The organism is Bacillus cereus group sp. Bc010 (genome assembly GCF_027716745.1).
Lineage (GTDB): Bacteria > Bacillota > Bacilli > Bacillales > Bacillaceae_G > Bacillus_A > Bacillus_A pacificus.
This window is the reverse complement of sequence record NZ_JAQFUY010000020.1, coordinates 69778-83005: the sequence shown is the minus strand read 5'-3', so window position 1 is coordinate 83005 and position 13228 is coordinate 69778. Positions and strand designations below refer to the sequence as shown.

Here is a 13228-nt window from a genome sequence, read left to right as displayed (position 1 = left end):
GCAACTGAAATTATATCGGCGATTTCCCAAATATATCAGCGCAACTCCATTTATATCAGCGATTTTTCGAATATATCAGCGCAACTGAAATTATATCGGCGATTTCCCAAATATATCAGCGCAACTCCATTTATATCAGCGATTTTTCGAATATATCGACTTACCGACAAATACCGACATTCGTAGCAAGATAAGCATAAGAAAAAGCTGCCCCCAAATATACCTTCGGGAACAGCTCTCTCCTTTACTACATAAATCCTAACGCATATACAAGAACATATCCAAGCACCGATAAGCAAACCGATCCAATTAGCCCTGCCACGAATGCTTTGCTTCCTAACTTACGGAACGTTTTAAACTCTACATTTAAACCAAGCCCCGCCATCGCCATTGCGATAAGCATATAAGCGATGACTACAATATATCCCGCAACAACTTCTGGAATAATCCCGAGCGAATGCACTGCACTCATTGCTAAAAATCCGAAGATGAACCATGGAATTGGAAGGTCGCGCCATGATCTTTTTTCCCTGCTTCCTTCACTCTTACCAAACCATAATCCAATTAAAACCGCTACTGGTACCAGCATTGCAACGCGCGTTAACTTCACGATAACTGCGATGTCTACAGCCACGCTTCCTCCTGGCGCCGCAGCTGCGATGACATGAGCAATTTCATGCAGCGTCGCCCCTGAGAATACACCATAACCATACGGCGATAGGCCAAGCACTGGATATAACAACGTATAAATAAGCGTAAATATCGTACCTAAAATTGCAATGATTGCAGCCCCAACTGCCGTTTCATCATCTTTTGCTTTCACTTGCGGCGCAATTGCCACGACCGCTGCCGCGCCGCAAATTGCTGTCCCGCATGCTGTTAAAATCCCAAGTTTCTTTTCTACCTTAAATACTTTCGTTAGTCCATATACAACGAAAATCGTAAATGTAATAACAACCGCAGCGATAACCAATACTTTCGGTCCCGCCTTCGCAATATCAACAAGATTTAATCGCATTCCAAGTAAGATAATTCCAAAGCGCAGCAACTTCTTACTCGCAAAATTCGTCCCTGCAATCGCATCATGAGGAACTCCAATTGCCGCACGCCAAACCATCCCAAGTAGAATAGCAATTACTAATTGTCCCATAATATTTAAAAATGGAAGCTCCGCTAAATATTTCGCCACAATTGCGATTAATAATGTAATCCCAATCCCTTGCGAAAATCCAAAACGCTTCTTCTTTTGTATAACAAGTGTTTGTTCCACTTTGAACCACTCCAATAATCGTATTGGAACATGCATGTTCTTTCTACTTACATTATAAGAGAGTTTCTATAATAAGTTTAATACCAATACCAAATCCCTATCATCAGAAATACTTATGATAAGATGATAGAAAAAGAAAGGAGCAGATGATATGAACGTAGACATTTTAAAAATTTTTGTTACGGTTGTTGAACAGAAACACTTCTCTCGTGCAGCAGAATTATTAAACCTTTCACAGCCTGGCGTAAGTATGCACATTCGCAACTTAGAAAACGAATTTGGGACTACACTCATTCAGCGATCCCCGAAGCACGTTCAAGTGACCGAGGCCGGAAACATATTATATATACACGCAAAGCAAATGCTCTCTCTTTACGAAGATGCCAAACAAGAAATTAACGAGCTACATAACGTTGTAACAGGAACGCTTCGCATCGGTGCTAGTTTTACAATTGGCGAATACTTACTTCCAAAAATACTCGCTAACTATGCGAATGAAAATCCGCACGTCGAAGTCCATACTTTTATCTCAAATACAGAAGACGTTTTGCAAAGCCTTCGCTCTAATCAAATTGATATCGGCTTAGTAGAAGGGCAAGTCGTATACGCCGACGTTGACGTTGAAACATTTATGCAAGATGAAATGAAACTCGTCGTCCCGCCAAATCATCCACTGCTCCGCAAAAATGAAATAAATGAAAGGACACTCCAAGATCAAGTGTGGGTATTAAGAGAAAGTGGCTCCGGAACACGTGCTTATAGCGATCGCTTTATTCATCAACACCATTTAAAAATGAAACGATTCTTTACCTTTAGTAGTATCCAAAGCGTAAAGGAAGCTGTCGCTGCCGGGCTTGGCATCGCTATACTTTCTGATTGGACTGTACGGAAAGAGCTACTGGCAAAAGAACTATTCCACGTCGAAATTCCAAATGAACAACTCATCCGTCCATTCTCCATCGTGCGCGGCAAATATTTTATTCCGTCTAAAGCTATTCAAGTGTTTTTAAATCATGTAGATTATTTTGCGAAAAAACAGAGTTGACCTTCACATTAGTGTGAAGGTTTACAATACATGTAAAAGGAGTGAAACGCATTGCGAATTGGGGAGTTATCAAAAGAAACTGGCGTTAGCGAAAGATCACTAAGACATTACGAAGAAAAGGGATTACTCCCTTCGAAGCGCCTCGCAAATGGCTATCGTGATTTTGACGAAAGTGCCATCGAAAAAGTGGAGCTTATTCAAATGTACTTACAAATTGGCTTAAATTTAGAAGAGACGGCAAGGATGCTGCGCTGCCTTGAAATTGAACCGCACTTATACGACAATCCGTGCAGCAGCATCCTTACGCTTTATGAAGATAAACTTAATGAAGTAACAAAGCAAATTTCATTGCTTTCCAATATTCAAACGAATTTGCAAAAACACGTTTCACTCCTAAAAAAGCAAAAGAAAAGGAATGATTACATGTTTGTTATACACGGCAGTTCAAGACAAAATGGAAATACGGAAGCTTTAACACATATGATGATTGATGGAATTGAAACAGAACAAATTTATTTACGTGATCACACAGTCTATCCTATTACAGATCAGCGTCATGATGCAGGAGGATTCCAACCTGTAGATGATGACTACGAGCAGTTAACGAAGCGCATGTTAGAGCACGACACAATTATCTTTGCTACACCATTATATTGGTACGGGATGAGTGGTCATATGAAAAACTTCATCGATCGCTGGTCACAAAGCTTGCGTGATACATCCCTTCATTTCAAAGAAAAAATGAAAGGCAAAAAAATGTACGTTGTTATCGTTGGCGGCGATAATCCGAAACTAAAAGCATTACCGCTTATCTCCCAGTTCCAATACATCTTTGATTTTGTTGGTTCATCATTTGAAGGTTATATTATTGGGGATGCGAATGGATTAAATGAAATTCAAAATGATGCTGAGGCGCTAGCGAAAGCACAAATTTATAATAACGAATTCAAAAATCACAAGCTGAAATAAGTTTGACAAACTCGTTTGTATGCGCATACAATAAAAGTAATATTATGAAAGGAAGGTACTTTGACCAATGAAGTTCTAATTCTCTTATTTATTTCATCCATCACAAATAGTGAACAAAAATGATGAAAACTAGCAGAGGATTAGTCTGTCCATTTGTCGATACTTTCTTTCGAAACGATCATGTGAAAAATCGTTTATTTATGTACGATTTTTACATGCAAGGACGACATTTATCCTCTCTAGTGAAACTAGGGAGGTTTTTTTATGACTATTTTATTCGCACGTAATATTGAAAAAAGCTTTGGTGATCGTACACTATTTACGTTACCATCACTGGAAATTCAATCACAGGATCGCATAGGAATTGTCGGAGTCAACGGTGCTGGTAAATCTACGTTATTACAAATATTAAGTAAAGAAATAGAAGCTGACAAAGGCATAGTAACTCATCATAGTTCTATCAGCATCATTCCTCAGCTTAGCGAAGAACTACCAGAAACCGCTTCTTCTCTCGCAAAAGGAAAATGGTGCATTTCAAACGTTACAGATTCAATGAGCGGCGGTGAACGAATGCGTCTAAAGATTGCCCACGCTCTTGAACAGAATGCAGGCATTTTATTCGCTGATGAACCAACAAGCCACTTAGATATGGCCGGTACAGAACAATTAGAAAAGGCACTTTTATCTTATAAAGGGGCACTTGTTTTAATATCACATGATCGTGACTTTTTAGATGCAATATGTACAAAAATCATCGAAATCGAAGACGGCACTATTCAAGAGTATAAAGGTAATTATTCAAACTATCGCAAGCAAAAAGAACGTGAGCGAATACAAAAACAAGCAGAATATGAGCAATATGTACAAGAAAAAAATCGTTTAGAGCAGTCCATTTTACAAAAAAAGCAACGTGCTTCTAGCATGACAAAAATCCCAACACGGTTCAGTTCATCTGAATCTAAACTGTATAAATTAAGTGGGGCTCATGGCCAAGAACAGGTTAGTAAAGCAGCGAAAGCATTAGAAACACGTCTTGAAAAACTAGAAAAAAAGGAAAAGCCAAAGGATCTTTCTCAAGCTCAGTTTGACGTGCAATACCATACACCCATTCATAGTAAAGTGGCATTACAGTTTAATAAAGCAACAAAGAAAATAGATGACCGCACACTATTCAAAAATATGAACGGAACGATTGTCCCTGGTGCAAAGCTTGCTATTTTAGGGGCAAACGGAAGTGGAAAAACGACCCTGTTCAACATGCTTCTTGCAAACGAGCGTGGCATTCAGCTTTCGAAAAGTTGTAAGATTGGGTACTTTGAACAAACACTATCCATTTTAAAAACGGATAAAACCATTTTAGAAAATGTGCTAGAAGAAACAAACTATACAGAGTCGTTCGTTCGCACAATACTTGCACGGCTTCTATTCCGCCGTGAAGATGTTCATAAACCTGTGCACGTTCTAAGCGGGGGCGAGCGAATGAAGGTTGCACTCGCAAAAGTATTTTTAGGAAACTATAATATGCTTCTGCTTGATGAACCGACAAACTATTTAGACTTAGCAACACAAGAAGAATTAGAAAGCATGTTACAAGAATATCCTGGCACTATACTTTTTATTAGCCATGACCGTGCCTTTATTCGCTCTGTGGCAGACCATATTCTACAAGTAGACGAGAGTGAACCTAGAGTATTCCACGGTAATTACGAGCAATACACCAAGAGAACAACCGAGGATTCTGTAAACGTTACCGAACAAGAATTGTTACGATTACAAACAAAATTAACAGAAATCATTGGCCGAATTTCCATACCAAATCATCACGATGACATCAAATCTCTCGAACAAGAATACGAAACATTATTAGTTGAAATCCGGAAATGTAAAGAAGCACTCTAATGTCTTCCCTATATATCGACGGGACCTTCCGCATTTCCCAAGAAATATTGAAACTTCGACATAGCATACAAAAAGCCGTGCACCAGCACGGCTTTTTACTTTATATACGAACAGCAGTCCCGCTCACCGCAACCATTAACATCCCTTCGCGAACCACTTCGTAATCCACGTCGATACCAACAATTGCATTCGCATTTTTTTGTCTTGCGAAAGTTTTCATTTCTTCCATTGCGATGTCGCGTGCTTCTTTTAATTTACTTTCATAAGCGCCAGCACGACCGCCGACAACGTCACGAACAGAGGCAAAAAGGTCACGAACGATATTCGCGCCCATAATCGCTTCTCCATTGACGATATCGATATACTCAATAATTTCTTTTCCTTGAATTGTAGACGTTGTTGTTACAATCATACTTATAGCCTCCCATATGAGATTTTTACGTACTTATGGTGCACTAATTCCGTACAAATTATATTTACGAACTAAACTGCGCTTCGTATAACCTACTGTATCCCCCGCCTTGCTCAATTAATTCATCATGTGAACCTTGTTCTGCAACCCCATCTTTATTTACAACGACGATGCGATCTGCATTTTTAATCGTTGCAAGTCTGTGAGCGATAACTAACGTTGTACGACCGACAGATAGTTCAGCAAGTGATTTTTGAATCGCAAGTTCCGTCTCTGTGTCTAATGCGGAAGTCGCTTCATCTAATATTAAAATTGGCGGGTTTTTCAAAAACATACGAGCAATTGCTAGACGTTGTTTCTGTCCGCCTGAAAGTTTCACACCGCGCTCACCAATAACGGTATCTAAACCGTCTGGTTGTGAGTAAATTAAGTCTTCTAATTGCGCACGTTTTACTGCCTGCCAAATTTCAGCTTCTGACGCCTTTAAATTTCCATAAGCAATATTTTCACGAATCGTTCCAGAGAATAGGAACACGTCTTGCTGCACAATTCCAATTTGCTTACGAAGTGAAGATAACGTCATGTCTTTCGTATCAATACCATCAATTTGAATGGATCCAGATGATTGCTCATAAAAACGTGGTAATAAGCTACATAACGTCGTTTTCCCAGCTCCAGATGGTCCAACGAACGCAACTGTTTCACCTGCATGTATTTTCAAACTAATATCATTTAAAATCGGTTCTTTGTTTTCATATCCGAATGTAATGTTGTTATATTGAATATCACCGTGTACATGTTTCACTTCCATCGTATCTTTAGAGTCTACAATATCTGGCTCTGTTTCAAGAAGCTCTACATACCTTTTAAAACCGGCGATCCCTTTCGGATAACTTTCGATTACCGCATTAATTTTTTCAATTGGGCGGAAGAAAATATTCGTTAATAGAACGAATCCGATAAATCCACCGTACGTTAATTCACCTTGCAGAACAAACCATGTACCGCATATTAAGCCGAAGAGCGTTACGAGACGCATGAGCATATAACTAATCGATGAATTTAACGCCATAATTTTATACGCCATTAATTTCGTTGTACGGAAACGAGCGTTGTTCACAGCAAATTGCTCTTTCTCAAACTTTTCATTTCCGAATGCTTGTACAACGCGAATACCACCAACGTTATTCTCAATACATGCATTGAAATCAGCAACGTCTGAGAATAAACGTCTAAACGTACCTGTCATTTTTTTGTTGAAGTAAAGTGCTAACCATAATAGGAATGGAATGACGAAGAACGTTAATAGCGCTAACTTCCAGTTGATCATCATCATAAATGAGAATGCCCCAACTAAAGTCATTACAGCGATAAATAAATCTTCTGGCCCATGGTGAGCAATTTCCCCAATTTCCATTAAATCGTTCGTAAGACGTGAAATTAAATGACCTGTTTTATTATTGTCAAAAAATCTGAATGATAGCTTTTGAATATGATCAAATAATTTTTGCCTCATATCTGTTTCAATGTTAACACCGAGCATATGCCCCCAATATGTAACAACGTACTGTAAGCCTGCATTTAACATATACACTGCAAGTAAACCGAAACAAGCCCATAAAATAAGCGTCCAGTTTTGCCCTGGCAATAACTTATCAATAAATTGATTTACGATAAGCGGGAAGCCAAGTTCTAGTAATCCTGCGACGACCGCACAAGAAAAGTCGAGTATAAATAAACCTTTATACGGTTTATAATAAGAAAAAAATTTACGTAGCATATCTTCCCTCCATTTTCCAAAATCAAAAAGACTCCCTAAATGATAATCATTATCAAATAATTATTCAAGTGATTCGACTATGAAACTAAAATAAGGTTTGCGATAGTTGTCGTTTTTTGCCGGAAAGTCGATATATTTGGATAATCGCTGATATAATTTCAGTTGCGCTGATATATTTCAATAATCGCCGATATATCTCAAGTTGCGCTGATATATTCCGATAATCGCCGATATAAATTTCATGTACTATAACTACCGCCCATCTTACACAAAAAAAGGCATCACCACAAGGTGATACCTTTTCTTCTATTACATCGCTTCCGAATCCCATTCATGCTCCTGCTGAACAAACACAATACCCAATTCGTGATGTCCACCAGCGTATAATGCCGTTTGAGCAAGACGTAACTCTCCGTTTGTATCTAATACTTCTAACTTACAAAATGCTCCTGTCGTCTTCGTTTGAAGCGCATCATAAAATTCCTCAGCACTTCTTGGAATGACTCCATTTACTTTCGTAATCATTTCTCCAGGCAGTAAATTCAGCTCTGCTCCAATTGTATTTGGAATTGTATCTAGTACAACGAGTCCATCATTACGTGCAGCGAAGTATGCTGGTCTTGTTTCATCCGCAATTTTCTCTTGCATGGAAATTGTAAAACGTCCAAGCATTGCAACGCCCATTGCAATAATGGCAAGTACGTGCCACCAATAACTTGCGATTCCTAAAACAAGCACAAGTCCTGCTAATCCGTACACACGTCTTCCTGTAAATAATAAAGCTTCCGTCGGCTCATAACTTCTAATCCTTCTCATAAATCCAATTAAAAATGGAACGAGGAATAGAGAATATGTATGTGAACCGATTGACACGACAGGCCACCATGAAATAAACTGCGTTACTGCTTCACCTGGTACAAGAATAAAAATAGGAACGATCCATAAACGCTTTGATTCGTGTAAACCAATCTTTAGTCCACGCTTCCCCTTTCTAATCTTCGGCGTCGAATATCCTACTGCATTTTTAGAAATCAACAAACCCTCTACAATGAGCATGATGCCTAGCAAAATAGCAAGGGATACGATTGTATTCTCTTCACCTTCTCCAAGCTGTAAGAAAGAAACTGGTAGCTTAGAAGATAATAGAACACATACAATCGCGACACTAAACGTATAAGCTGCTGATAAATATCGATACATAGCAGTTAATCCAAATAGTAACGTCCAAAGTAAAATGGCCCATAAGCTCGCCTTAGAAACAACAAGTCCGAGCCCAATCGTAATGATAGATACGATTAATCCGTATTTAACTCCCGCCAATAAAGATGTTCGAAGTTCAAACCAAATATCATAAACTTTAAAAGAAAAATCTTTTCGTTCTCGTAACATACGTAAGTATCCAACGAAGATACTACTTATTAAAAATACATAGACAGCAGGGTGTAAGAAAAAACGTCCAACTGCCCGCATTATTTCAAAAATCCATGCCTCCACGAACCCATTCACCACCATTTATATCATTCTTTCTTTTTATATTATCATAACTGGACAAACGTTTGTTTAACACAAAAAAATACAGGCAGCAAACTGCCTGTATTTCTTTTTATCCCACTTTAATGGGCAGTAAGCCTCACACCTCAAAATTCAGCGAAAACAAAGAATTTAGGTGGGGAGTCAACTGTCCATAAAAGTCCGATTGGTTCAACTAATAATCAGTGGGGGATGAAGCCCCCCACTGATTAAAGTTTCACTTTACTTCGCCATTAATTTTAATGCTGACTGTAATTGTAGATCATTTTCTCCAGAACGGATTTTTTCAATAATTTTCGTTTGAATCGCCTCAGCTGTCTTTTTATCGAGCTGTCCTGTCGCTTCCATCTTATTCGCATTTTGGAATGCTTTCAGTGCTGATTCTGTCTCTTTACTAAAGTATCCATCTTCACGTCCTGGTACATACCCTAAACTCTTAAGCATTTCTTGGGCATGTTTTACTTGTACATCATTTGCATTGTATGAAAGTGTCTTTTCAATTTGAATTGGTGTCGCATGATAATAATCTGGTTGTTTCACTTCTACAGTTGGCTTGATTCCTTTTTTATGAATCCAGTTTCCATCCGGTGTTAACCATTTGAACATCGTTAATTTGATGTTGCTGCCATCTTTAAATGGAACAGCTTGCTGAACAGTACCTTTGCCAAACGTTTTTTCACCAATTAAATCATATCCTTCTCCCTCTTTTAGCGCACCCGCTAAAATCTCTGAAGCAGAAGCACTTCCGTTATCAATTAATACTGAAATCGGATATGGTTTTCTCTCTTTCAGTTCCGTAGAGAATTTCTTCTTCTCACCATTTCGTTGTTCTACTTGTAGCATCGGCTTTTTATCCGTCATAATTTCTCCTAGTATCTCTTCTACACTATTTAAGTAGCCACCAGGATTACCACGTACGTCAATAACTAAGCCTTTTATGTTTTTCTTCTCTAACTCTTTTAACTGATCCTTAAATTCTTTCGCTGTATTTTCAGCAAAAGAAGTGATTTGCATATAACCGATATCTTTTCCGCTCTCTTGTTTCACAGAGCTAAACACTGTGAAGATTGGAATTTTTTCACGCTTAATTTTAAATACAATCGGATCAGCCACTCCTGCACGCTTAATTTCAATCGCAACAGTCGTTCCTTTTTTACCACGAATCTTTAATACCGCTTCTTCACGTGATAAATCTTTCACACTATTTCCATCTACAGATAAAATTTGGTCATTCGGTTTAATTCCAATCTTTTCTGCCGGTGAGCCTTTAATTGGAGATACGATAATAAGCTTACCATCCGTCTTGTTCACCTCAGCCCCAATCCCCTCTAGCTCAGGATCAAGCGATTCACTAAACTGTTTAGCCGTTTCTTTATCCATATACGTGGAATAAGGGTCCTTCAGCGTAGACAACATGCCTTGTATTGCACCTTCGACTAATTTTTCATCTTTCACGTCTTCCACATAACGTGAATCAATTAGTGCATACGCCTCATTAATTTTTGCCAAATTCCCTTGCGCAGTGCTAGCGTTTCCATTCGAAATTGTTTGCGTTACTTCTGCTGGGTTAACCCCAAATAAAGACATACCTGCAAACATTCCGCCAGCACCAATTAAAAATGCAACAACCATTCCAATAATTGCAACTCTACGTTTCAATGCGGAATTCCCCTTTCCAAAACACACAGGTGGTGTAGCAAAAGGCATCACACAGTGTGTGATGCCTTTACCTATTTCTACTATATGATAAGCTTGTACGAATTATGTTTGCAACTTTTTATACTTTTAAGAAGCGACGAATTGACATTACACTTCCCCACATACCGATTAAAGCCCCGATTAACACTAGTAAACCAGCTAATTGGAATACGAATGGGCTGTATGGTAGAAGTTCGAAAATTGTTCCGCCAAGTTTTTCGTTAAACACACCTTGCAACGAATTATACGTAACTAGAATTAAGCCAATTGGAATAATTGATCCTAATACTCCTAGGAATAATCCCTCTAATAAGAACGGCCAACGAATAAACCAGTTTGTTGCACCTACAAGTTTCATAATTTCGATTTCTGTACTACGAGCATAAATTGTAATTTTAATTGTATTAGAGATTAAGAACATCGCTGTGAATAAAAGACCAGCAATTAACACAATCCCGATGTTACGACCAGTTTTTACAGTATCAAATAATCGTTCAACTTGCCCTTTTCCGTACTGAACATTACTTACAAACTGCATTTTTTCAATCTTTTTCGCAATTGTTGCTGTATCTGTTGGTTCTTTTGCTTTTACAACGAATACGTTTTTAAGTGGGTTATCTTGTTCAAATAACTCAAATGTCTTTCCGCTATCGCCTAAGCTTTTAATTAAACGTTTTAACTCTTCTTCTTTAGAAGAATATTTAATAGAGTCTACTTTTGCAATCTTACTCATATCATCTTCTAATTTCTTTTGATCAGCTTCTTTTGCTGCTGGATCAATGTGTACACGAATTTCTACATCTTGCTCTACTTTCGTCGCAAAATGGTTCATATTCATAATCGCTGTTAAAAAGACACCTACAAGTAATAATGTAACTGTTACTGCACTAACAGAAGCAAACGTCATCCATCCGTTACGTGATAGATTCTTTACACCTTCTCGCAAATGTCGACTAAGGGTCTTAGCCTTCATATCCGTATCCTCCCTCCATCTCATCTCGAACAATTTTTCCGCCTTCAATCGCGATTACACGATGACGGATTGTATTTACGATATCTGCGTTATGTGTCGCCATAACGATCGTTGTACCACGCTCATTAATGCGTGTGAAAATCTTCATAATATCAAGAGCTGTTTCAATATCTAAGTTACCTGTTGGCTCATCGGCAATTACAACCTTTGGTCTATTAACAATTGCTCTCGCAATCGCAACACGTTGCTGCTCTCCGCCTGAAAGTTCGCTTGGAAGTGCGTCTGCACGATCTTCAAGACCTACAAGACCTAACACTTCTGTTACACGCTCACGAATTGCATCTGGCTCTTCTTCAATTACTTCTAAGGCAAACGCAACATTCTCATATACCGTTAATTTAGGTAGTAATTTAAAGTCTTGGAAAATCACGCCTAATTGACGACGGAAATATGGAACGTCTCTTTCTGCTAATGACTCGATAGTAAGTCCATTTACATTAATTGATCCTGTAGATGGCTTCTCTTCACGATACATCATTTTAATAAATGTAGATTTTCCGGCTCCACTCGGTCCAACTACGTATACAAACTCGCCTTGTTTAATGTTAACTGTGAGACCAGCAATGGCTTTCATACCATTCGGGTACTCCTTATAAACATTCGTCATTTTTATCATTATTTATCACCCAATACTTAATGATTTTTTTCGAAATACTTTTCTGTACATTTGAAAATAAAAGCTAAACCTTCATTCTCTTTTAACCGACTCTTGTTGAAGGTAGTCTACTTATACTCTTTTTCTAAGCAATACTACTCTATGTAATATATTTCAGCAAAATTCTACAAACCTCATTGTAACATCAAACGGTTTCCAGTTTGGATACATTTTTGTTACAGTTATGTTACATTCCAAAAAAAGGGAAACGAGTTGATTATATGAATCAACTCGTCCATTTTACCCCTTTTTATTTATGTTCAGCTAACCATTCAGCTACTTTTTTCGCATCTTCACCTTGAATAAGTCCTGGTGACATTGAACCGCGACCTTTTTTAATAATTTCTTCAATATCTGCCGCGTCGTACTTACCGCCTACTTTTCTTAAATCAGGTCCAGTTGCCCCTGATAAATCTGTTGCGTGACACCCAGCACAACTTCTTTGGAAAATTTGTTCTGCACTGTCTGTACTTGCAGACTGGTTCGAAGGTTTACTCTCTTCTTTATTTCCACACGCTCCTAAAGCAAAAACGACTGATGTTCCTAGCGCAATAGCCAACAATTTCTTTTTCACTTCTATCGCTCCCCATTGTTGATATTCTTTTCATTCCTAACACACTCATTTTCATTATAAGCATTATCTTTATATAGAAAAACTAAGGTATATTTCATATTCTTCAAAAATACAGCGGGAACCCTAATGATATAAAGCTTTTATAAGTTGTTTCAATTCTGTGAACAACTTATAAACTTCTATAAAGGATCCTTTTTGAACGGGAATTTAGAAAAAACCTGTAGAAAGCCTTACTCAATTGCCAATCTGTTTTACTATTTTCTACTTTTTACAAAACAATATACAACATTGTATGCTACATATAATTCCATCAAAAAGAGAAGTTGTCGTTTCCAACTTCTCTTCCTCTGTACTTCATCCATA

Annotated in this window: 11 protein-coding genes and 1 pseudogene; 4 read left to right on the top strand and 8 right to left on the bottom strand. The window is 38.1% G+C overall.

All coding sequences use genetic code 11. The features are described from left to right. Nucleotides 1–247: 247 nt before the first annotated feature. Nucleotides 248–1270, bottom strand: a complete 1023-nt coding sequence (locus PDQ68_RS19860; RefSeq protein WP_061184252.1) for a YeiH family protein — start codon at nucleotides 1268–1270, stop codon at nucleotides 248–250. A 151-nt stretch (nucleotides 1271–1421) separates the two neighbouring features. Between PDQ68_RS19860 and PDQ68_RS19855 the strand changes: the two genes are divergently transcribed. The 4 genes and pseudogenes from PDQ68_RS19855 (at nucleotide 1422) to abc-f (ending at nucleotide 5183) form a co-directional block, all read left to right on the top strand. Continuing rightward, on the top strand, nucleotides 1422–2315 hold the full coding sequence (locus PDQ68_RS19855; protein WP_061184251.1) for a LysR family transcriptional regulator: 894 nt from the start codon (nucleotides 1422–1424) through the stop codon (nucleotides 2313–2315). A 51-nt stretch (nucleotides 2316–2366) separates the two neighbouring features. After that, nucleotides 2367–2729: pseudogene (locus PDQ68_RS19850) on the top strand (MerR family transcriptional regulator); the annotation flags it as partial. A gap of 9 nt (nucleotides 2730–2738) precedes the next feature. Then, a complete protein-coding gene (locus PDQ68_RS19845) occupies nucleotides 2739–3284 on the top strand; it encodes a flavodoxin family protein (RefSeq protein WP_000497604.1) in 546 nt (181 codons plus the stop codon). 264 nt (nucleotides 3285–3548) lie between these two features. Continuing rightward, nucleotides 3549–5183: a ribosomal protection-like ABC-F family protein gene (gene abc-f / locus PDQ68_RS19840; RefSeq protein ID WP_061184250.1), complete on the top strand. Its 1635-nt coding sequence runs from the start codon at nucleotides 3549–3551 to the stop codon at nucleotides 5181–5183. A 100-nt stretch (nucleotides 5184–5283) separates the two neighbouring features. On the opposite strand, the gene PDQ68_RS19835 is transcribed toward abc-f, so the two are convergent. The 7 genes from PDQ68_RS19835 to cccB form a co-directional block, all read right to left on the bottom strand. Further along, nucleotides 5284–5595: a heavy metal-binding domain-containing protein gene (locus tag PDQ68_RS19835; protein WP_000637523.1), complete on the bottom strand. Its 312-nt coding sequence runs from the start codon at nucleotides 5593–5595 to the stop codon at nucleotides 5284–5286. A gap of 64 nt (nucleotides 5596–5659) precedes the next feature. Next, nucleotides 5660–7375 carry an ABC transporter ATP-binding protein gene (locus PDQ68_RS19830; protein WP_061184249.1) on the bottom strand — a complete coding sequence of 572 codons (1716 nt, stop codon included), beginning with the start codon at nucleotides 7373–7375 and terminating at the stop codon, nucleotides 5660–5662. 309 nt (nucleotides 7376–7684) lie between these two features. Further along, nucleotides 7685–8887, bottom strand: a complete 1203-nt coding sequence (locus tag PDQ68_RS19825) for a PDZ domain-containing protein (protein WP_061184248.1) — start codon at nucleotides 8885–8887, stop codon at nucleotides 7685–7687. Nucleotides 8888–9127: 240 nt separating this feature from the next. Beyond that, a complete protein-coding gene (locus PDQ68_RS19820) occupies nucleotides 9128–10564 on the bottom strand; it encodes a S41 family peptidase (protein WP_000830290.1) in 1437 nt (478 codons plus the stop codon). 118 nt (nucleotides 10565–10682) lie between these two features. Further along, the gene (gene ftsX, locus PDQ68_RS19815) at nucleotides 10683–11576 is read right to left on the bottom strand and encodes a permease-like cell division protein FtsX (RefSeq protein WP_000645019.1); all 894 of its coding nucleotides are present in this window, start codon (nucleotides 11574–11576) and stop codon (nucleotides 10683–10685) included. Continuing rightward, nucleotides 11566–12252, bottom strand: a complete 687-nt coding sequence (ftsE, locus tag PDQ68_RS19810; RefSeq protein WP_000594318.1) for a cell division ATP-binding protein FtsE — start codon at nucleotides 12250–12252, stop codon at nucleotides 11566–11568. The genes ftsX and ftsE overlap by 11 nt, the downstream gene beginning before the upstream one ends. 289 nt (nucleotides 12253–12541) lie before the next feature. Further along, nucleotides 12542–12865 (bottom strand): cytochrome c551, encoded by a 324-nt coding sequence (cccB, locus tag PDQ68_RS19805; protein WP_000727968.1) that lies wholly within the window; start codon nucleotides 12863–12865, stop codon nucleotides 12542–12544. Nucleotides 12866–13228: the final 363 nt, after the last annotated feature.